18 protein-coding genes and 1 pseudogene are annotated in these 22,934 nt (G+C 35.5%); 6 read left to right on the plus strand and 13 right to left on the minus strand.

The features are described from left to right. Positions 1 to 106: 106 nt before the first annotated feature. The 10 genes from AABB81_RS04955 to AABB81_RS05000 form a co-directional block, all read right to left on the minus strand. Positions 107 to 358, minus strand: coding sequence for a CBU_0592 family membrane protein (locus tag AABB81_RS04955; protein WP_342159034.1), 252 nt, complete (start codon positions 356 to 358; stop codon positions 107 to 109). Positions 359 to 499: 141 nt separating this feature from the next. Beyond that, positions 500 to 829, minus strand: coding sequence for a septal ring lytic transglycosylase RlpA family protein (locus tag AABB81_RS04960; RefSeq protein ID WP_342159035.1), 330 nt, complete (start codon positions 827 to 829; stop codon positions 500 to 502). Between the two features lie 145 nt (positions 830 to 974). Continuing rightward, positions 975 to 2,054, minus strand: a complete 1,080-nt coding sequence (locus AABB81_RS04965) for an NADH:flavin oxidoreductase (protein WP_342159036.1) — start codon at positions 2,052 to 2,054, stop codon at positions 975 to 977. A 77-nt stretch (positions 2,055 to 2,131) separates the two neighbouring features. Further along, on the minus strand, positions 2,132 to 2,506 hold the full coding sequence (locus AABB81_RS04970; RefSeq protein ID WP_342159037.1) for a glyoxalase: 375 nt from the start codon (positions 2,504 to 2,506) through the stop codon (positions 2,132 to 2,134). A gap of 32 nt (positions 2,507 to 2,538) precedes the next feature. Beyond that, positions 2,539 to 3,027 (minus strand): GNAT family N-acetyltransferase, encoded by a 489-nt coding sequence (locus tag AABB81_RS04975; protein ID WP_342159039.1) that lies wholly within the window; start codon positions 3,025 to 3,027, stop codon positions 2,539 to 2,541. 225 nt (positions 3,028 to 3,252) lie between these two features. After that, positions 3,253 to 5,874, minus strand: coding sequence for an MGH1-like glycoside hydrolase domain-containing protein (locus AABB81_RS04980; protein ID WP_342159040.1), 2,622 nt, complete (start codon positions 5,872 to 5,874; stop codon positions 3,253 to 3,255). Positions 5,875 to 6,130: 256 nt separating this feature from the next. Further along, positions 6,131 to 6,427, minus strand: a complete 297-nt coding sequence (locus tag AABB81_RS04985) for a hypothetical protein (protein WP_342159041.1) — start codon at positions 6,425 to 6,427, stop codon at positions 6,131 to 6,133. A 42-nt stretch (positions 6,428 to 6,469) separates the two neighbouring features. Continuing rightward, the gene (locus tag AABB81_RS04990; protein WP_342159043.1) at positions 6,470 to 6,760 is read right to left on the minus strand and encodes an aldo/keto reductase; all 291 of its coding nucleotides are present in this window, start codon (positions 6,758 to 6,760) and stop codon (positions 6,470 to 6,472) included. A gap of 74 nt (positions 6,761 to 6,834) precedes the next feature. Beyond that, complete coding sequence (locus tag AABB81_RS04995) at positions 6,835 to 7,539, minus strand: LytR/AlgR family response regulator transcription factor (RefSeq protein ID WP_342159044.1); 705 nt, start codon at positions 7,537 to 7,539, stop codon at positions 6,835 to 6,837. Then, entirely contained in the window at positions 7,532 to 8,659 is a 1,128-nt protein-coding gene (locus AABB81_RS05000) for a sensor histidine kinase (protein WP_342159045.1), read from the minus strand. The genes AABB81_RS04995 and AABB81_RS05000 overlap by 8 nt, the downstream gene beginning before the upstream one ends. Before the next feature lie 210 nt (positions 8,660 to 8,869). Here AABB81_RS05000 and AABB81_RS05005 point away from each other — a divergent pair, with 210 nt between their 5' ends. The 6 genes and pseudogenes from AABB81_RS05005 to AABB81_RS05030 all read left to right on the plus strand — a co-directional run bounded on the left by AABB81_RS05005 (position 8,870) and on the right by AABB81_RS05030 (position 19,227). Further along, on the plus strand, positions 8,870 to 9,961 hold the full coding sequence (locus AABB81_RS05005; protein ID WP_342159046.1) for a S41 family peptidase: 1,092 nt from the start codon (positions 8,870 to 8,872) through the stop codon (positions 9,959 to 9,961). Positions 9,962 to 10,381: 420 nt separating this feature from the next. After that, positions 10,382 to 11,357 (plus strand): annotated as a pseudogene (locus tag AABB81_RS05010) (serine hydrolase domain-containing protein). A gap of 163 nt (positions 11,358 to 11,520) precedes the next feature. Next, entirely contained in the window at positions 11,521 to 12,771 is a 1,251-nt protein-coding gene (locus tag AABB81_RS05015) for a S41 family peptidase (RefSeq protein WP_342159047.1), read from the plus strand. A gap of 384 nt (positions 12,772 to 13,155) precedes the next feature. Beyond that, positions 13,156 to 14,757 (plus strand): serine hydrolase, encoded by a 1,602-nt coding sequence (locus tag AABB81_RS05020; protein ID WP_342159049.1) that lies wholly within the window; start codon positions 13,156 to 13,158, stop codon positions 14,755 to 14,757. A gap of 21 nt (positions 14,758 to 14,778) precedes the next feature. Further along, positions 14,779 to 15,663: an ABC transporter ATP-binding protein gene (locus tag AABB81_RS05025; protein WP_342159051.1), complete on the plus strand. Its 885-nt coding sequence runs from the start codon at positions 14,779 to 14,781 to the stop codon at positions 15,661 to 15,663. 3 nt (positions 15,664 to 15,666) lie between these two features. Continuing rightward, the gene (locus AABB81_RS05030; RefSeq protein ID WP_342159052.1) at positions 15,667 to 19,227 is read left to right on the plus strand and encodes an ABC transporter permease/M1 family aminopeptidase; all 3,561 of its coding nucleotides are present in this window, start codon (positions 15,667 to 15,669) and stop codon (positions 19,225 to 19,227) included. Between the two features lie 321 nt (positions 19,228 to 19,548). Here the strand turns inward: AABB81_RS05030 and AABB81_RS05035 are convergent, their stop codons facing one another. From AABB81_RS05035 to AABB81_RS05045, 3 genes are all read right to left on the minus strand, one after another. Continuing rightward, positions 19,549 to 20,862 (minus strand): APC family permease, encoded by a 1,314-nt coding sequence (locus tag AABB81_RS05035; protein ID WP_342159053.1) that lies wholly within the window; start codon positions 20,860 to 20,862, stop codon positions 19,549 to 19,551. Positions 20,863 to 21,067: 205 nt separating this feature from the next. Next, entirely contained in the window at positions 21,068 to 21,547 is a 480-nt protein-coding gene (locus tag AABB81_RS05040; RefSeq protein ID WP_342159054.1) for a hypothetical protein, read from the minus strand. 394 nt (positions 21,548 to 21,941) lie between these two features. Beyond that, positions 21,942 to 22,883: an aldo/keto reductase gene (locus AABB81_RS05045; RefSeq protein ID WP_342159055.1), complete on the minus strand. Its 942-nt coding sequence runs from the start codon at positions 22,881 to 22,883 to the stop codon at positions 21,942 to 21,944. Positions 22,884 to 22,934 lie beyond the last annotated feature (51 nt).

Below are 22,934 nucleotides of genomic sequence, written 5' to 3' on the forward strand. Positions count from 1 at the left end.
GTTCGTTTAAAACAGATAGATGTTTAACCTAAAAACCAATGTTATAGCTCTGCTTTACCATTATAATTCTGATTCCAGCCGTGTAAAAAAGGTATTTTTTTTCATTTTAATCAAGCCTGAAATTCTTTGCACCATATTTAATCAATGAAATCAGTGATACTATGGCCCAAATACCCTCCAACACTACAAAAGGCATATAATTCATGAGTATGGACGCATAACAGGCCATACCGGCTCCTATAAGGTTCAATAGCATAAAAGATATATCATCCTTGGAAATTTTTCCCAATACATTGAGCATATAGGCCAATAGTATTTGAAAAACCCCGATAAAACCTATCCAATCAATGTTGCTCATTTCTGTTTAGTTCATTTTTTATACAAGCACTATTTAAAAACTCTATATCTGTTTTTCCATCCCTCAGATTCTGCCCCAACACAGGTTTTAAATTTTGTCAATTTTGATTCCGGCTTTTATGATTGCAACATAAGTTGTCTTTTACTTACTTCTCAAAACTTCCAACCTTACTTTGGTAACCCCTTTGTCAATAAAATCAAGTTTGACGGCAGCTTCCTTTGAAAGATCAACGATCCTGTCTTTTACAAAGGGACCACGGTCATTTACCCTTACTATTACTGATTTCTTATTCGCAAGATTGGTCACTTTTATTTTTGTGTCAAACGGAAGGGTGCGATGGGCAGCAGTCATTTTATTTCGCTTATAGACCTCGCCATTGGCAGTTGTTTTTCCTTCAAATGTATCATTATAAAAAGAGGCTAAACCCGTTTCGGCTGCCTGAGAGAATCCTTGATGGTATAAGAACATCATAAATGCAACACATAAAGATGTGCTCAAGGTCCTTCTATGAAAAGTGCTTGTTTGTATCAACTTCTCAAATGTATAAAAAATATTCTTTTCATGAGCCTAATGAATTGAAGAGGTTCAATGCCCCGCTGGTTCTGCCTTTTTTTATTTAGGGTACTACAAAACCCGGCCATTTTTTTAGGTATTCTATAAATTTCACGCCCAGTCCTTCACCAGACAGATAGTCTTGGGAAACAGGAAGCGAGACAGGGACAAAGTCAGCATGATCGCGCACCTTTAAAGGGAAATCATGATGCAGGATAGCAGCCCTCCCAATAGAGACGAAATCAACCCCGGCATCAATCACGGAGTGAACGTCGGCTGCCGACCGAATGTTCCCGGCAACCGTCAAACGGACATCCTTCATCTCAAGCCCGGTAAAATGATTTAAAAGCGACCTCCCCTTATACTCTGGATCTTCGGGCTCCTTGAAAACGTCCCAGAGAGAAATATCGAGAAAATCTGTGAACCCCTGGTCAATCAATAATTTGCAAATCGTTATGATTTCTTCAAGACGCATACCGAATCGTTCAGGCGAGAGCCGTACCCCGATAAGAAAATCAGATCCGCATGCTGATCGAATCCCTTTTATAATTTCAAAGAGCAAACGAGAACGGTTCTCCAGGGACCCTCCATACGCATCCTTGCGTTTATTATGTGTTGAACTTAAAAACTGGCAGAGTATATAGCCATGTGCCCCGTGGATCTCCACTCCGTTATAGCCGCATAACTGAGCTCGTTTAGCCGAGGCAATAAAATCATCTCGGAGTTGATAAACTTCATCCAGCGTTAAAGCACGTGAATTAGACTTCTTATGATCTGAAGGCCCAACCGGATCACCCTCCACCAAGTCTCTTGGAGACCTTATTCCGGCATGGTGTAGCTGTATCACAGCAAGACTTCCTTCATTTTGAATAGCCTTGGCTAATCTGCTGTGGCCCTCAATATGGGTATCACTGTATATGCCAAGTTGCCCTGGAAATCCTTTTCCATTGGCCTGAACATGACTCGCACAGGTCATTGTAAGTCCGAAGCCCCCCTCTGCACGCATTGTTAACCAATGGAATTCCTCCTCAGACAAGGTACCATCCTCATGACTTTGGGTATTGGTCATCGGTGCAAGCATAAATCGGTTTTTCATGACTTCTCCACAACGAAAACCCACTTTGTCAAATAAATCCTTTTTCATAAATAATCAATTTAAATTCTTTGAATGTCTATCCGTTCAACTTCGTTGTAGTCCCATTTCTTGTTTTATCTATTTACTCATAAAGTTACAGATTGTAATCTTTCTTCAATCATGGTTATGATTCTTTTATTAGCATCTGTAGCTATTGTTTGATATACACTGTATTCTTCCAAAGTAAAATGACCCAGGACCAAGGCCCTGATTTCAGTTTTAAACAAGTTGTCCTTCTTAAAAGCTTTTGATATGACCTCATGCTTTTCCAATTCACTCAACCCGGAGAAATCAATCTTTCTTTTTTTGAGGTAATTTTCGAAAAATGCAACCAATAATTCATGCTGAAGCTTAATGATGGGCCGCAGGGTGAGATTTTGAAATCTCTCGGCCGGGCTTTTGTTTTCGATCGTACCAATTTTCCTGATCACCGGTCTTATGCTTGTTTTGTCTTTAATCATTTTAGTCATTTTAGTCATCATGCGCTGCATGATCAATCTTTATCAAGTTCTTTTAGCATCCATATGTTACAACCAGTGTGCCCTGATTCTCCCATAGGGTTCTTAAGCATATAAAACCCTTGTTTTTCATAGATGCTTACAGCCTTTGAAAACTCAGGCATGCTTTCGATATAGATGTTTGAATATCCGAATTCCCTGGCGGAATCAATACTTTTTTCCATTAAAATTTTTCCAAGGCCTTTTCCTCTTGATTCTTTTGGAAGGTAGAACTTAACCAATTCCGCAACATCCTCAGGAAGTCCCTTTGTGGGGTAAATTCCACAACAACCGAGCATATTTTTGTTTTCTTCGGCAACCCATAAAACAGCCTTTTTAATTTGAAATAATTCATACAGCTCATCAGTTGTTGGATCTGAGTAAACCGTACCGGCTATTGGGGCATTAAATTCCTCAAACACAGCTCTTATCATGCGCGCCAAAGCCGGATTATCTTCTTTTTGCACTTGCCTTATCGTCATCATTTTTATTTTTTGCAGCTCATGTTTAAAATCGTTTCGGTTAAGTTCAACATCAAAATTATATTTTTAAAACAGTTTGTACAGCGTATCATGGATTTTCCGGAACTGAATTTCCATGTTTTTCTGCTTTTTATTTCCCTGTAAAGTTCTGGATCTGACAATTTGCCCACAATTCCAAAATCAAATACATTCGCCATAAAGCAACTTGACCGATTCAAGTTTATAGGTTCAATTCTCCTCCATTTCCATGATTAAATTAGCAATTAGTGCAGTCCATCCCGTTTGATGAGAGGCTCCAAGGCCTTTGCCATTGTCACCATCAAAAAATTCATAAAAGAAGTGCTGGTTCTTAAAGTGTTTATCTTTTGAGAAAAGCTTGTTGGCGTCATCAGCGTGGTATTGAAATCTTCCTTCTGCATTGGGTTCAAAAAGCTTGATCAACCTCTTGGACAGTTCATTGGCAATTTGGTTTAAATTAATTTTGTTCCCCGATCCGGTTGGAAATTCATACAGGTATTGATCACCGTAAAAAGCATAATACTTGCGTAAAGACTGAATGATCATATAATTCAAGGGCATCCAAATAGGCCCGCGCCAGTTGGAATTACCACCAAACATATTCGAACGGCTTTCGCCAGGCTCATATTGAATCTCATGGTGTCCGTGGTGCTCAAATACAAAAGGGTGTTTTTCATGATACTTTGAGAGGGAGCGAATCCCGTAATCGGATAAAAACTCATTTTCATCCAGCAAGCGTTTGAGCACATGTTCTAATCTAAATCCCCGCATCAGCGAAAACAAATAATTCCCATCCTTATTGACCTCTTCAATTCGTGAAATAAGCGAAGCAAGATCAGGTCTTGTCCTCACGATTTCCTTCGCTCTAATTTTAAACTCCTTTAATTCTTCAAACAGATCCTTATGAAGGATCTCAACGGCAAATAACGGAATGATACCTACTAATGACCTGACCCTTAAACGATCGGTCACACCACTTGACATTTCGACAACATCGTAGTAAAAATTGTCAACATCGTCCCATAGTGAAATATCTCTTTTCCCTATGTGGTGCATGGCCCAGGCGATGTTTAAAAAATGCCTGAAGAACTTAGCTGCCGCCTCTTCATAGAAACTGTCGGTCTTTGACAATTCAAGTGACATACGCAGCATATTAAGGGTAAACATTGCCATCCAGCTGGTGGCGTCGGCCTGTTGCATTCTTTTGATACCCTGAGGCATGTGATTCCGATCGAAAACACCAATATTATCAAGGCCTAAAAACCCTCCTTCAAAAAGGTCTGTGCCGCTTTTGTCCTTTTGATTGACCCACCAGGTAAAATTAATAAGGAGTTTTTGAAAGGCTTTTTTCAAAAAATTGATATCCCCTTTGCCACTTTGCTTTTTATCTTTTTCATAGACGGTCCAAACAGCCCATGAATGAACCGGTGGATTTACATCACTAAAATTCCATTCGTATGCCGGAATCTGGCCATTGGGATGCATATAACTCTCACGTAACACAAGTAGTAACTGTTCTTTAGCAAAATAAGGATCGATTTCTACAAATGACGCCATGTGAAATGCAAGGTCCCAGGCCGCATACCAGGGGTATTCCCATTTGTCAGGCATTGATATGACATGTCTGTTGGTAAGGTGCTGCCAACTAAAATTTCTTGGATTATGACGATTTGGCTTTACTTCACCCGGTCCGCCAAAAAGCCATTTGAACACATCGTAATAATAGAATTGTTTTGTCCATAACAATCCTGAAAATGCACTTTTTACTATTGACTGGTGAGCTATCGGCAGGTCATTCTTGATATGGTCAGCGTAAAATTCTTCGCATTCGGTGATCCTCTGGGTAAATACAGTATCAAAATCAATCCATGGGTTTTTTAATTTCTTTTTACTGAGTCTCAGCCTTATGGTCCTTTCCTCACCTGCCTTTAATTTGAACTTATGCCAAATAGCCATCTTTGAGCCATTCTTTTTAGGATTTACACTCGATTTGCCATTCACCACATGGTCATTGATACCATCTTTTACATAATCGACCAGGTTTGGGACATTGTAAATTCTTTTATTATTTGTCTCGTTTTCGCAGAATAACTGCTTGCCGTTTTCATGGTATAAAAAATACCTCCCATTTCTAATATTTTTCGATTCAACACAGTCTTTGCTGATACTTTTCATGTTCGGGCGCGTAAACCTCTTGTTGTGCTTCCAAAAATTCCTGAACCAAAGATGAGGAAGCACATGTAAAACTGCAGTTTTGGAACCCCTGTTCACCACAGTGATTTTCATTAAAATATCATCAATACCGGCTTTTGCATATTCAATAAAACAATCAAAATAAGCACTGTTTTTAAAGGCATCTGTATCAAGTAACTCATATTCCGGTTCCTCGCGGCTACGCCTGTTGTTTTTAACCAGATCGCTATATGGAAATTCCATATGAGGATATTTATAGAGGTACTTGCAATAAGAGTGGGTTGGTGAAGATACCTGGTGAAAATACAGTTCTTTAACATCTTCTCCATGATTTCCCTGATTGTTGGTAAGGCCAAACAGGCGTTCTTTTAAAATAGCATCCTTGCCATTCCAAAATGCAGGCGCAAGACATAGTATTTCGCGAGAATCGCAAAAGCCAGCTATCCCCTCTTCTCCCCATCTATAGGCATTACTTCGTGCTTTTTCATGATCTACAAAATCCCAGGCATGGCCATGTTCACTATAATCTTCCCTAACCGTTCCCCATTGCCGTTCGGCCAAATACGGGCCCCATTTTTTCCAGTTTTTATAGGTCTCGGCAACTGCCAGGCGTTTTGCCTCAGATTTTTTTTGAGTCATCTAGGATTGGTTTAATCTAATAAACATGATGAAATTTTATGCTATAAATGAGCAAAACTAAATCTCATTCAATGTAAAAAACGCTAAAGATCATGGTTTTTTTGATAATTTGAAACTAAAAATAAGACTTATTGAATTAAAGAGATCGTATTATTCAGTCATCGAGCTTATTTTAGATAATTTAGAGGAGATAAAAGCTGTTTTTCGAATTCATTTCAAGGGCAAAACTGCCTCGAACTTATTAATCATTAAACATTTATACATTATTGTCATATAATTTTTCAGTTGTGCTTTTTAGGTCTGATTCAGGTAAAAACTGATCCGAAATGGTTAAAATGGAATACAGGTTATCCCGCAATTTGTCTAATTCAATTTCGCCGGGTTTGATTGAGGTCTGTAAAAGATGTAAGGCCATATCTGCAAGAAGGATTCGCTGTTTCTCCAGCCATTCATCATCACCTCTCCTGGCAGGGTGATCCAGGTAAGCATTCTCTACCTCATCGTGCAGTCGCCAACTTGCCTTTACTATATTTAATCGATCATCTTTGTTCATCACGCACAGCCTTATAAAATTTATACTTAAAGTTAGTTATCATTATTCCCACTCCGGAAATTGTGTCTTGTTCAAATCCAGTTTAGCTATAGTTTGCATATCCGATTTACTCAGTTCAAAGTCAAAAATATTTAAATTTTCAATCATATGTTCCTTTTGGGACGATCGGGGGATAGCAATAACACCTCTCTGGAAATGCCATCTTAGGATGACCTGAGCGTTGCTCTTGTTATGTTCTTTTCCAATATCAGCCAGGACCCTGTTCTTAAACATTTCATTACGGCCTGCTGCAAACGGAGACCAGGCCTCCATTTGAACATCAGACTTCTTCAAATAGTCATAAGAAACGTTTTATTGAAAGAAAACATGCGTTTCGATTTGATTGATTGCCGGTTTAATAATGGAAATTAATTATTATAAAGCTTATTAATACGGCTTTTATATGTTTGACCAATCGGTATTTTATGCTCATTTATTAAAATTCTATTTCCTTCTATGAATTTTATTTTATCAATAGCAATAATAAATGACTTGTGAACGCGCAAAAAATCAGCAGCATTTAATAAATCTTCATAGTGAGATATTTTTTCATGACTCACAATCATTTCATCTTTCAAAAACAGCTTGGTGTAATTTCCATAAGCTTCTATATATAACAAATCGTTCAAATCAATTTGATGGTGTTTTTTATCACCTTTTACAAAAAAGCGAGTAATGTTATCTGTTGAACCAACAACCTCTTTTACGATGGTTTTTGATGTCTGTGTTTCTGAAACTTTATTTACAGCTTTTACCAAACGATCAAAGCTAAAAGGCTTTAAGATATAATCAACAACGTTTAATTCAAAACCTTCCAGGGCGTGTTCTTTATAAGCCGTTGTAATAATGGTTTTTGGTGGATATGTGAGGGTTTTTAAAAAGTCCAAACCTCTTAATTTTGGCATGTTTATATCTAAAAACATAAAATCCACAGTGTTTTCATTCAAATACTGCATGGCTTCAATAGCATTATAACAATTCTTCTCTAATTGTAAATGAGGCAACATACTGCAAAATTCTTCAATAACTTCATGTGCCAAAGGCTCATCATCTATGATTATATATTTAAGCATGTTTAGAAATTTTTAACGTTGCTTTATAAATATTATTGGTTTTGTCAACAGTTAGTTCGTGTTTTTTCGGATAAATTAAAGCCAATCTACGTTTTAGATTTGTAAGCCCAATACCTTTGGCTTCACTTATTTCTTTCGGATCAAAATTATTCTCTATTTTAAAATAGATGAAATCTTTATCTTCATATAAATTGATATGAATATATGCATTTTCTGTAAGGGTTTCAATCCCATGCTTAACTGCATTTTCCAACAGAATGATGTACAAAAGTGGCGCTATGGATAAACTGGCATCTATTTCGTGTTTAAAAGTAATCTCTACGGCCTTTTTATAACGAATTTTATGTAGTTCTATATAGTTGTTTAAATAATCAATTTCATCTCCGAGCTTTACCATTTCTTTTTCACCTTCGTAAATGGTATAGCGCATCATATCAGATAATTTTAAAATAACATCTGGTGCTTGTTTTGAGTTTTTAATTGTTAGAGCATATAAATTATTCAGTGTATTAAAGAAAAAATGAGGGTTTATTTGTGATTTTAATAATGACAATTCTGTTTTAGATTTTTCGGCTTTTAAATTTTTTACCCATTTCCATTGTTCAAAAATCCAAATAAGAAATAATACCGGAATTGGTAAAAAGAAAATAATAAAATAGGAATCTACTTTAATTTTTAAATAGGCTTCTAAATCTCCTGAAAACAATCTTAAATAAAGAAAATATAAAAGCAGTGGACCATAAATAAGTGCAATTAACTTCCAATATTTTTTAATAAAAGTGGGAACTAACATATAGGTTAAACCAATCCAAAATCCCATTATAAGAATAAAGGTTATTGGGTTGTCAGGCAATTTCATTATTGAATCAATTACAAGAGTAATAATGAGCAGCAAAAGTAAACTAACTCCTTTAATTACAGTTTTCTTATTCTTTTTAGAATGATTGAAATAGTGAATTGGTAAAGCAATTACTAATCCCCAAAATATTGCATAAGGAATAATATTTAACATTCTACCCTCCGGAATTATTATTAAACCAACATATTCTAACAAATAGAAAATTGGAATTATAATTAGTCCAATAAAAAACGCCTTGTATTTTTTTAAAAATGAAATCATGCTTCAAAAGTAACATTGTTAAACAGTCTTGTCAAGAAAATTGATACACGCTATCATAATTAGTACAAACAACGTTCTTTTTTAGTTAAACCATAGTTTGTTTCATTTAAAGTTGTGTGTGAAGTGATTATTCCTTGATTCATCATCTATTATTTTTATAATTAGCCTTTGATATGTTATTTGCTTCATAATCAATTTAAATATATAATGATGAGAAAAATAATTGTTACAGCATTACTAACACTTTGTATTGGACTAATTTATGGGCAACGAATGGGAATGCAATCAGGACCCATAGAGCCAAAACCTATTGAGCTGAACGAAGTTCATAAAATGGTAAAAGACCTAGCGGACTCAATTGCTGTGAATTATATTATTGGAGAGAAAGCACCTATGCTAAAGAAAAATTTATTGAAAGAATTGAGAAAAGGAAATTTCGACCGTTTTAAAGAGAAAAATGCGCTTGCCAATCACCTTTCTGACCTTTTAGTAACTTGGAGCAATGACAAACATTTTAGAATTATGGCAGCAGAACCAGCCGGAAAACGCCTTATGATGCCTTCATCTTATGACCACATCGCTAAAGATAATTATTCTTTTAAAAAAATGGAACACCTAAATGGTAATATAGCTTACATAAAGTTCAACCGCTTTATTCCTCCATCATATTCAGGAGGTTTAATTACTTCTGCAATGCTTTTCGCTGCAAATTCGGATGCTGTCATTATTGACTTACGCAATAACATAGGTGGCTCTCCAGACACGGTTGCTATGTTGGCCGGTTTTTTTATGAAAGAGCCTATGTTATTAACTGTTAATTATACTCGTGCTACAGATACCAAACGAGAAGCTTGGTCGACTATAGCAGATGTGAGAATTAATTCAACTGACCCAAGTAATTTTATTATTCCTACAACTACTTTAGAAAGACTTAAAAACATCCCTCTTTATATTTTAACGGGTGATCACACGTTCTCAGCAGCAGAAATGTTTAGTTTTTCTTTACAAGGACATAAACGCGCTACAATAGTTGGAAAAAACACCTACGGAGGTGGACACGGAATCCGCCCGTTTGAAATGGCACAAGGGTTTACAGCTTTTATTCCTTTTACCCGTTATTATCATCCTGTTTCCAATGAATCTTGGGAGGTAGTAGGAGTTAAGCCAGACATTCCTTGTGATGCTGCTGATGCCAAAAGAGTTGCTCAAATTAGCATTTTAAAAGAGTTACAGAAAAAACCAAAACACGACTCTAAAATTCCTGATTATTTAAAAGAATTGGAAGCACAATCACCTAAATAAATGTATCAAATTGAGAATTAGAACAGTTCCTCCATAATTACTTTTATGACAAATGTTGAATGTAATATTACTGGTTTAAAAATTGCTTTAGAGCAAACATTAGATCCTATAGTTTTTAATAGAGCCCCTTCAGCAACAATAACTATTAAGTAAGAGTAATCATCGTAAAAAAAAGAATGCTATATCGTCAGATTAAAATAACCTTAAATACAACTAATGAAAAAAAGGAATATATTATTATTGATTATTCTCGTTTTAACAATAGGAGTTACTTGGATTATTGAACCCCTGTCATTCAACCCGTTCAGTCAAGTCGAAATTCCTGAAGTCCAAAGCGAAATTGATTTCAAATGTAAAGATTCTTCGTTGACTTTAAATGATGAATTGGAAAGTAAGGCGAATAAAATTATCAATGAACATATGGCTTCTAACCATTTTTTGGGAGTTACTACCGGCCTATATATAGATAATTGTGGAACTTATATGAGTGGAGCAGGTTTTACTAATAAAGCTGACCAAAAAGGAACAAATAGCAACATGCTGGGAAGGATAGCTTCTATTACTAAACCCATGACTGCAATTGCAATGATGCAACTGTACGAAAAAGGACTGATTGAGTTAGATACACCTATTCAAACATATTTAAAAGAATTTCCAAAAAAAGCTAAAGGCGATATCACTATAAGGCAATTGCTAAAACACTTCAGGGATTTCTCATTATGCATCAAAATGGGATGCACTTTCATTCACTCATTATCCAACATTAGTAAATACACTGGATGCATTTAAGGATAAAGAGCTATTCTTTGAACCGGGTACTCAATACATGTATTCTTCGTATGGATATACGGTCTTAGGCGCAATAATTGAAAAAGTATCCCAAATGAGTTATGGGGACTATATGAGAAAAAACATATGGGATAAAGCAGGAATGTTAAATACAAGTATAGAAGAATCTAAACAAAAATATAATAACAAATCACGACTGAATATTAAAGTAGGATCTACATATATAAAAAGTCCAAATACCGATTTAAGTATTATATATCCAGCAGGAGGTGTTCAATCCACTGTCAAAGATTTACTTAAATTCGGAGAGGCTGTTCTTAATCACAAGCTCATTGAAAGTACTACTTTAGAAATGATGATAAATGCAACTGATGACATGGCACCAGCAATAGGTGATGACCCTTATGGTTTTGGATGGGCTGTATATGATGATCCAAAATATGGGAAAATTATCCAGCATGGAGGAACTCAACCCGGAACAAGTTCTTTTTTCTCTATTTTTTTAGACCGAAAAATTGTATCCGTTGCATTGTCTAATAGTTTTGGAACGCGCCAAAATGCTTTTAATCTTTCCAGAGATATAGCAAATTTAAGTTTGGAAAAATAAAGTACTTAACAATGTTTAAAAATAATGACTCGATTTTGGTATTAACCAGAAGACTTCAAAAGTATACAGCGTGTAATCTTCCTGGAAAAACCCTCGCCCCCTTAACTCGAAACTATAGTTATAGAAAAGGTTAGGTGCAAATTGAACATTTAATTCAAAATAAATGAAATTGCTATTATCAATATTTGCAATACTCTATCTAGGGAATTTTAGCTATTGCCAAAAAGCCGATGTCGACAAATGGATTACTGATATTGATTTTTATCATAAAACACTAGAAGATAGTCATATTGATCTCTATCATTTGATTAGCAAAGAAGAATTTATATTAGAAATTCAAAAAATAAAAGAACAACTCCCTCAATTGAATCACTTTCAGGTGATTTTAGCGTTAATGAAATTGACACATAAAATAGGCGGAGGAAAAGGTGATGGTCATACTGCCATTCCTTTATGGCCAATGAAACTTCATAGGTATCCTATTACTTTATTTGATTTTGGTGATGTGTTAAGAGTAATAAAAGTTAAGAAAGAGTATGATTATCTACTTGGTAAAAAACTTATACGAATTGATGGAATGCCTATTTCAGAGATTTACAAAAAGGTATCCAAGCTCACTCCATTTACCGAAAACCGTCAATCTTCTATGGACAAGACATGTAATAGCCTAATTATCTCAGAAATTTTGTTTGGATTAGACATCGTGAAACAAAAAGATAAAGCCACTTTTACTTTTGCGGATGATGCAGGCAATTACGAATCAATTATTTTAGAAGCTCTGACTAAAGAAGAAAACGAAGAATCTGAATATAAAGAGATCGTTTTTCAATACCCAAATCTTACTCGACCAGAATCGTATAAGACAAAAAAACTGTGGTACACGTCATTAAGAGATTCTTTAACTGTTTATGTCAATTTTAAAGGATATCCAAACGAAGTGGAAATGAATAGCTTTACAGAAGACTTGTTGGAAAACATAAAGAAACATAACTTACAAAATGTAATAATTGATCTACGCGATAATTACGGAGGTAATTTTTTTATAGGGCTGATACTGGCAAGGAGGTTAAATGTTGCCGATTGCATCGACTGGAAATCTGGGGTTTATGTTCTGACTAATAGAGAAACCTATTCGGCTGCAATGGTTAACGCTTTACAATTTAGGCAGCTACTTAATGCTAAAATTGTAGGTGAACCTACTGGGGCTAATCCAAATGGTTATCAAGATTTAGGTCAATTTAATCTACCTAATTCTAATCTTATAATTACATATACTAAACGACTATTTCGCCTACAAGAAGTCAATACCGAAGGAGTTCAGCCCGATATCCTAATTATTCCAAAATGGGAAAAACATGAAAAAGGTGTAGATGAAGTACTCGAATGGGTAATTAAAGACATTGAAGAAAAGTAGCATCTAACAAAGAATAAAGACCATTAAAAATGCTTCTCTTTTTTTTAAAGGGACACATACTTCAAAATTAGCCGTGTTTAATTCTCTGGATAAGACAGTTGATAAACACTAACATAATTAGTCCAAACACCAACCTTTTACGGAGGAACGCGATTGATGCTATTTTTTTCTATGAATGGCATCATAAAAATACTGTATATCATATTAATTAGAATGCCCTAGCCCTTCACTTTATGTTTGTATCAAATTTAAACTAAAAATCATGAGCACCTTAAACAATAGAAACATCAGGATTAAACTAAATGCCTCTAACGGCAATGTGTGGAACAACAAAAGACGTTTCAGATAAACTATAAAACGAACAACAATATAAAATTAGATATTATGAAAATTTTAAAAATATTCTGTTTAGCCTTATTATGCTTAACAAATGTAATTGCCCAATCAAATGATGAAGCTCTTAATAATAAAATCAAATCTCTTGAAGAGAACTTTGAAAAGGTATTGAACGTTTCTAAAGCGGCTGGTTTTTCGGTTGCAATTGTTAAGGGCAATGATATCATTTATGCTAACGGATTTGGATTTAGTGACATTGAAAATAAAACTCCCGTAACCAGCAACACGATTTTTGCCATCGGCTCATCCACTAAAGCTTTTACGGCGTCTTTAATGGGACTATTACGAGACCAAGGAAAAATCGATTTTGAAACCTCTCCAAGAACATATATTCCTGAATTGAAATTCTTTAATTCTGAAATGAACACTCAAATAACCATCAAAGATTTAATGACCCATCGGACAGGACTTCCGCGCCATTCAGCAGCCTGGAAAATGTTTCCAACCGAATCACAAGATGAGTTTTTGGCTCGAATAGCCTATCAGGAACCTGTTTATGACCTAAGATCAAAATTTCGATACAACAACTTCATGTATTTTGTTCAAGGTGTTGTAGCGGAAAGACTTACAAGTAATAGTTGGGAATACAACATCAAAGAGAACCTGTTCAAACCCTTGCAAATGGAAAATTCCAGTGCCAAGATTGAAGGATTAAAAAACAACAAAGAAGCAGCTGTTGGTTATTATTTTGAAAATGGTATAACCACTGAAATTGACTACAAAGATATTGGGATGATGAATCCGGCCGGAGGAATTAACAGCTCGGCGAACGACATGTCTAAATGGATGATTGCATGGTTAAATAACGGACAATACAACGGGAAGCAAATACTACCGGCGGCATATGTTAAAGAGGCAATGAGTTCACAAATGGTGATATCAGGAAGATTGCCAAGAGACTCCAATCCTGGCAGCTTTATGGCTAATTATGGCTACGGTTGGTTCCTTTCATCTTACAAAGGACATTATCGTGCAGATCATGGAGGAAATATTGATGGGTTCACGGCTAATGTAGCATTTTATCCTGCAGATGATTTAGGCATTGTGGTATTGAGCAACCAGAACAGATCAGGTGTACCCCAGATCATCACAAATATTATTGCTGATCAATTTTTGGATATACCTCAAACTGATTGGATCGGAAAGTTGGAAAAGCTAATCGAAAAACAAATGAAGACTGAAGAAGTCAAACCAATCGTTACCGCAGCAACTGCCCATAGTTTATCTGAGTATAAAGGCTTGTACAGCCATAAAGGCTATGGAACTTATGAGGTTATTGTCAGGAATGATTCTTTGTTTGCCAATTTCCCCGCTTATACACAATGGTTGAATCCTATCCACCCCAATGTATTTGAAACCTTTTATGTGCTTGATGATCAGGTTGATCCTCAGAGCAAAGGTAAGAGCATCAAGTTTGTGACAAATTTCGAAGATAAAATTTCCGGCTCAGAAATTAAACTGGAAAGTACTTTAGATCCGATTGCCTTTGATCGAAGACCATTAGAGAGAAAATTAGCTTCAAAGAATCAGAAGCATTCCAAGGTGCATCCCAATCAATCAGACGGAATAGTCACAGCAAAAAGAAAATAACAACCCTAAAAACAAACAGCCATGAATACGTTGACTATAGAAAATCTAACAAAAACCTATCCTAATGGTGTAAAAGCTTTAAATGGGATCAACCTGAAAATCACCAACGGTATGTTTGGGTTATTGGGCGCCAATGGAGCAGGGAAATCCTCTTTGATGAGAACAATTGCTTCCTTACAAGAACCCAGTGAAGGAAGCATTATTTTTAACGAGGTTGATATAATTGCAAAACCTCAATACGTAAGGGAGAACCTGGGATATTTACCTCAGGAATTTGGGGTGTATCCCAAAATATCCGCCGAAAAATTATTGAATCATCTGGCAGTACTTAAAGGAATTTTAAACAAAAAGGATCGCAAAGAGCAGGTCTGTGCCTTATTACAACAGGTTAATTTATATCAGCACCGAAAAAAATCGGTGTATACTTTCTCAGGAGGAATGCGTCAGCGTTTTGGAATTGCACAAGCCCTATTGGCAAATCCACAAATTATAATTGTAGATGAACCAACTGCAGGGTTAGATCCTGAAGAGAGTAACCGATTTTTAAACTTATTAAGTGAGATAGGCGAAAATGTGATTGTCATTTTATCAACACACATTGTAGAAGATGTAAGAAACTTATGCCCTAAAATGGCCATACTTTCTGAAGGAGAAATTATTTCTCAAGGAAATCCCAAAAATCTGGTAGCAAATATCGAAGGGAAAATCTGGACCAAAATCATCCCTAAAGGAGATATTGATTTGTTTAAAAAGGCCTTCAACGTAATTTCTACAAAATTGGTTTCCGGAGAAACTCAGATTAGAGTGTTGTCAGACCATAAACCTGAATCTGGTTTTGATATGATCAACCCAAATTTAGAAGATTTTTATTTTACAACATTATTCAATCATAATTCCAAAGCCTAAATTATGTTTAAAAATTTATTACAATTCGAAGTTTTCTATCAGCTCAAGCAACGGGCCTTCCCAATATTTTCACTGCTATTTTTGGCATTAGGAGTATTTGTCGGCAGACAAGGGTACGTTCCACGAGGAATCAACTTTAACTCCGTATATCAAATATATTTTTACACCAGCCTTTTTACATTAGGCAGTGTGTTTATCATCATGTTTTTTGCCATTAGCGCAATGCTTAGAGATAAACAACACGATATGGAAGGATTAATTTACAGTTCTTCCATAACAAAGTCAGATTATTTCTGGAGTCGGTTTTTAGGGACATTTATATTTAGTGTACTGGCTTTTTCACCTTATCTATTGGGATATATATTGGGTAATCATTTTTCCGATTTAGATCCAGAGCGCATTGCAGAATTTCGATTAATGACCTACCTGCAACCATGGTTATATATTGTACTTCCAAACATTTTCATATGTGCTTCAATTATATTCTCTGTAAGTACATTAACTAAAAACAGCACAGCTACTTATGTAAGTGCGGTATTTGTTTATATGCTGTATTTTGTGAGTTCAATCTTTTTAAATTCACCATTGTTGGCACAAGCAGTTCCAGCTTCGCCTGAAAGTATGGCCATTGCTGCTATTGCAGATCCATTTGGAATTGCTGCATTTTTTGAGCAGACGCAATATTGGACCCCTTTTCAAAAAAACACACAATTATTATCATTTTCCGGACTGTTTTTGATCAATAGGGTTATTTGGATTGCTATTGCTTTGGGGCTATTATTGATTACCTATTCAGTCTTCTCATTTAGAAAGATTACTAAAAAAGCAAAAAAAGAATCAAAACAGCGAACTGAAAAGTTTCAACCATTAACATATCGTCCCAAAAAGAGTGTGCACAATTTTAATGCACAAGTATTAGCATTCTTTTCACTTTTAAAATTAGAATTAAAAAATATTTTTAAAAGCCTTCCATTTGTTGCTGTTTTATTAATGTGGTTGTTTATTGTGTTCTCAAAGTTGTATTCAACGGTAATTAGTGGTGGAGAATATGGCGTAAGTGTTTATCCTTTTACAAATCAACTAATAGACTTAATTGTTGATCCTCTGACCCTATTCAGCCTGATTTTGATCATTTTTTACAGTTCAGAAATCATATGGAAAGAGCGCAGTTTAAATTTCAACTTAATCGTAGATGCGACTCCGGTAAAAAACTGGGTGTTTTTTGTTTCGAAATTTACGGCATTGATTTTATTGCCAATGATATTAATTACTATTGGTGTCATGTTGTGCATGATTTTTCAAATTAGCTTAAACTACACAAACTTCGAATTTAATTTGTATGCTTCCTTATATTATCACTATGGGGTACAACTGATTGTGTTTTCTATGATTGCCTTATTTGTAAATAGTTTTGTGAAAAGCAAATATATGGGAATGGGGATTTTCGGGATGATTGTTTTTTTAAGTTTGAAATCCAATATGCTTGGATTGGAACATCCACTAACAAGTCTTGGATTCATTCCAAGAGTTCAATACAATAATATGGATGGATTTAATGGGCTTTCAAACCTATATGATCATCTAGCCTTGTATTGGTTGGCTTTTGGTTTCTTATTGGCCCTTATCTCTTTTAAGATTTGGAATAGAGGTACAACTACCAAGTTATCTGTAAAGTTAAAGCAATTGAAATATGGTTGGACACCTCTTCAGAAAGTAACTTTCGCAAGTTGTATCTTACTCTTTGTTGGCGCAGGAAGTTTGGTTTTTTATAATATAAATATCGTTTCTGTGTATGAAACCTCTAATGATCATCTTGATTTCAAAGAAAATTATGAACGAAAATTCAAGAAATATGAGCGCTTAGACCGACCATCTCGTATATCGGTAAAAACCGAAGTGGCCCTCTTTCCAAAAGAGAGACTATATACGGTTATTGCCAATGTAATTTTAAAAAATAATAGTGAGCAACCGCTGGCTGAAATTTTTATAACAGAAAGAGTTCCTCTGGAGAATGTCACTATGGAAAAGACTCGTTTACCGATCTACGATTCCATTTATGGAACGTATTTATTTAAATTTGATAAGCCTTTGCAACCCAATGATTCCGTAAGTTTTACGTATGAATTAAAAAAGGATTTAAAAGGCTATGAAGAAGATGTCTCAATTATAAGTAATGGCACTTATATCAATCGATTTAGTAGTTTTCAGCCAATTTTAGGTTATGCTGCAGGGCTAGAGATTTCAAATAAAACCAAGCGTAAAAAAAGAAATTTACCAAAACGTAAAGATGATAATAATTCAGATGCTCATATTGTATTAGAAGATTTTAAATTTGAAAAAGTGAGATTCGAAACTATTATCTCCACAGATAGTGATCAAATTGCCATTAGCTCTGGTAGTTTAATAAAAGAATGGTCTGAGAATAACAGAAACTATTTTCACTATAAGTCTACTGATAAAATTATGCCTGTAGCCGGTTATTTTTCTGCAAAATATAAAACAAAGAAAACGAATTACAAAGGAATTTCAATAGAGCAATATTATGTTGAAGAACACGATTTTAATATCGAAAAAATTGAAAATAGTATAAAGCAAACATTGGATTACTGTCAGGATAATTTTGGGACATATCAATTTGACCATGTTCGAATAGCAGAAGTTCCGGCTCATTGGCCATTTGGAGGTTTTGCTCACCCTGGAGTTATAAGTATGACGGAGGACAGAATGTATTTATCAGATGTCAGTGATGATGAGACTTTTGATTTAGTAGCAAAGAGAACCATACATGAAGTCGCACATCAGTGGTGGGGACATACATTGTCGGCAAAACCTGTTGCAGGTGGTTCATTGTTTATAGAAGGATTTGCAAAATATACAGAAGCCGTTGTTTTAGAAAAAATGTATGGGAAAAGGGCATTATACACATTGAGTGAGAATGCTCGGAGCAGGTATTTTACGGGAAGAACATTTGAGGGAGATACAGAACCTCCGGTTTATAAAGTATTTGGACAGAGTTATATTTCATACGGAAAAGCATTAACTGTAATGCTTGCCTTAAGAGATTTAATAGGTGAAGACAAAGTAAACAGAGCCCTAAAAACAATAACAGACAGACATCGTTCTGTCAATAAATTAGAGGCCAATTCAATTGAGTTATTGGACGAAATTTATAAAGTAACTACTCAAAAACAACAGGGCCTTGTTGATGATTGGTTTAAAAAAGTAATTACATATGATTTAGGAATTGAAGAAAGTTCCTATAAAAAATTGACAAATGGAACTTTTGAAATTACTTCAAAAATAAAGGCTAAACGCTTTGAAACATTGGAGAGTGGAGAGATCAAACAAATATCAATCAATGAACCCATTAGAATCGGAGTATTTACTGTACATCCTTCCACAGTAAAAGATGACAATACTATGTTGTATTATGAATCGAACACTATTGACCAAGAAGAAACAATCATTAGGATCATTGTAAAAGAGTTGCCGGCATATATCGCCATAGACCCCTATGGTACAAGATCAGATGAGAATTTAGTTGATAATATAAGAAGTCTGTAACATACTATAAACCTGGCCCACATATAGTCCAACAATGGGGTCAGGTTATTTTAATGATACCTTACATTGTATTAGTCCAGGACTTCAATCTACTGAGACAAATCTTAGGTCCATGTTTGCAAAGGCCCTTCCCCACTACCAGTATAAATCCATTTCCTTTTGAAGGACATATTTGCATTTCTGAAGCAATTTCCTCTTATACTGCCCTATTCCAAATGTTTCCAAACAGCTCCCTGTACATCTTAAAATCAACTGATCCCTTTTGACATCTTATCCTTAGCCGGGAGACACTAAATGGCGGCTACTTAAGTTTAAAGTTTCCTAAGATGCAGCCCGCTTCTTTATAAATTTCATTGTAACATAGACAATACATATTACAGCAATAAAAATAATAGATGATATGACTTCCAATTTGCTTAAACTGGTTAGTAACCAGGTGATCGAGGCAATACCTATAAAGGGAATGATCATACCACCAGGCACTTTAAACACCTTCTCATTGGTGTTTTTTTCTTTCAATCTTAATTTGATCATTGCTAAAACAACGACTAAATAAATAAGAAGTATGGCAGCACTTGCAAGTACGGCGAGTTGTTTAAAGCCACCGGATATCGAAAAAACAAAAATTAATCCCGAAAAGCAAATAATAGACCAGTACGGCGTGGCAAATTTTGGATGAAGTTTACCAAGGAACTTTGGAAACAGGCCATCGTTGGCACCGGCAAATAATATCCGCGGTGTATTCAATACATCCGAACTTACAGCGCCAAAACACGAAACTGCGGCGGCAAGCAGTAATATGGTACCACCCACTGGCCCAACAATTCTTTCGGCTACTGCTGCTAAGGGAGCATCCTTAAATAAATCCATATCGGCTCCTAAAATACCTTGAGTTACTGTTTGCAACAATAAATAAAGGATCAATACCAACCCTCCGCCAATCATGATACCAAAAGGGATGGTGCGTTTAGGGTTTTTGATCTCTCCACTTACCCCAAGTGCTGTTTCAAAACCGGCAAATGCAAAAAACAAAACAAGTGTGGCATTGCTAAAGGTATTGAGCGATGGTAAATGATCCCAGTGAAGGTTGCTTGAATTTATCAAGCTAAAGCCAAAGATGGCAATCGCAAATAACGGCAATAGTTTCATCAATGTGATTACTTTTATAAAAGCTACGCCTTCCCTGGCCCCGCGTACATTTGTCAAAACCAAAAAACCGATCAGTACAAAAAATAATAAGCCACGTATCCATGGATTTGAAAATACAGGAAAAACCACTGACAGAGAGTCGGCAATAATATTCATCAATGCGGCACTTCCTAAAATACTCCAGCCAAAAACTGCCAGCCATGTCACGGTAAAACCTGCAAAATCACCAAAGGCAGCCTCAACATAGGCATAACTTCCGCCGGTACTTGTAATTCGGGTGCCTATTTCGGCATAACAAAGCATAATGGCCGCCATCATGATACCGCAAAACAGATAGGCATAAATACTGAACGCTCCTAATTCAACACCAACAATAGCCGGCAGCACAAAAATACCTGCGCCTACCGTTAAGTTGACAATATTAAGTGACAAACCGGTGATACCGACTACACGTTTTAATCCTTCATCCTTATTTGTAACGGCCATGGTAGTTTTAGTTTAGCACTGTAAGATATAAAAGTTAAATAGAAAAGGTGATTATTTATCGATCAGTTGATTTTAATGCAGCCTTGCCTTGCGGTTTTCCAGGTTGATGAGGCAACAATTTTTAACATCAGAACTTTTAACGTTGTTCAGATAAAAAACCTGCTCCAATTTGAGAAACAAAACAACTTGTTTTGCCCCCTGATCTTTAGGTTTTATTTTTTTTACTCATCTTGTTCATCCTTTTCGTCGCCTTTAAGTGATTCTCAGGATTTAAACAATAATCCAGCAAATATTGTATGGCCTGCTCCTGGATCTCCTCATCAGTAGATTGCTTAATTGGTTCTTCAAGAACCGTTTTGGCCAAAGCTGAAAAGTATATCGTCAGAAGATCTTTATCATTTCCTGTCAGTAGAACTACTTCCTCGTCAAGAGAAAAAGTGTGTTCGGGAGTGCCTTCTATCCATTTGAACAGGTAGGTAAAGGTAGTTTTTCGAATCAGATCCTCCTCATCGATCGGATTGGTTAAAAGATAATTCGCGCATGAGAGTACTCTTTCTTCAGCATTTTTATAATCCTGTGCGGTCTTCAGGTTTTCAGGATTTAAGCCGAATAAATCCTGCGCATAACAACTAACTGAAGATAAAATAAAGCTAAAGAAAATGAGAAAATAATGTATTGATTTCATAGGGTAACTAAATTCTTTTAAATTGATTTTTGTTCTGTTTTATTAAGGTCAGTATGTTTATCGGTAGGGTTGTCAAGTAAATAAATATTTTTGGAATATTAGCTATGATCCTTTTTTTTAATCATTTTTTGTATAAAAATAATACCTGGAAGGGTGATCCTTTCGAATTCCTGTATTTTGAGAATTACAAAGAAAACAAAACTCAAACTGCCAGAGTTTCGATAATTTTAACTTTGTATTGTTCCATACTTATAATATTTTCTCCTAAAATTGTCTTACGTTGTTGCTATAAGAAGCCGGTTTACTGGTTACGATATGCGCTTTATATGATTGCTAAAAATACATAAAGCCCAATGATTACTGTTCTATTTCATGATGATCCGGTAATTTTCATTTACCATGGAAGCTTGAGCTGTTTCACTTCATTTTGATAGAAATTTTCCAACTTTTTAACAAGTTCCTTTGACATTGGTGTATCGGCACTTTCCACATTGCTTTTCAGCTGGGCAATAGTCGAATTACCGGGAATTACAGTTGAGACAGCATCATAGGCCAAACAAAATGATATGGCCGATTGTGACAGGCTTTGGTCATGGTCAATAATATGCCTTACTTTCTCTATCAAATTACTCCTTGTTATGATATCCATTTTTGACCAGCGTTTTCTAATATCATTAAAGCTGCTATCAGCATTGTATTTTCCTGAAAGCCAACCCGAATCAAGCGGGATTTTAACAATAATCCCTACACCCTCTTTTTGTGCGATATTAAAGGCTGAAGCCGCATCCTGATGAAGAATATTGAAAAATGCCTCAATAACACCACAGTTTGTTGTTTCCAGAAAAACTTTCATTTCCTGGTAGGTGTCCAAAGAAGCTCCGTAAGCCTTTATTTTACCCTCATCAAGCAAACGATCCAATACCTCATAATGCGGATTGTTAGTGCCATCAAGAATTTCAAAAGGAGGGTTGTGAAAAATCAGGGAATCTATATAATCTACCTGTAATCTTTTTAAACTGCCTTCTAAAGATTTTCGGATGTGGTTAGCGTTGTAGTTGGTTTCTCCTGTTTCGGTATGGCCAAATTTTGTATTAATTACAATCTTAGTCCTGTCAACATTTTTCAGGGCCTTTCCGAGTCTTAATTCACTGGATCCGAGCCCGTAATTTGGAGCCGTATCAAAAAAATTGATTCCTAATTCAATCGATGTACGGATCATGGCAAGAGCCTCTTTTTCTGACATACTTTTCCAACCGGAATCTTCTCCCAATTGCCAGCCACCAAGGCCAATTTCAGAAACAAATGGTGATTCCCCTGTGTATTTTCTATAGTTCATTTGCAGTTAAGGTGTTTTATTTTTGAAACGATTTGCTGAAAAGCAGTTTTA

The sequence above is a fragment of the Lutimonas vermicola genome, assembly GCF_038433205.1.
In the GTDB taxonomy this organism is placed as follows: Bacteria; Bacteroidota; Bacteroidia; order Flavobacteriales; family Flavobacteriaceae; genus Lutimonas; species Lutimonas vermicola.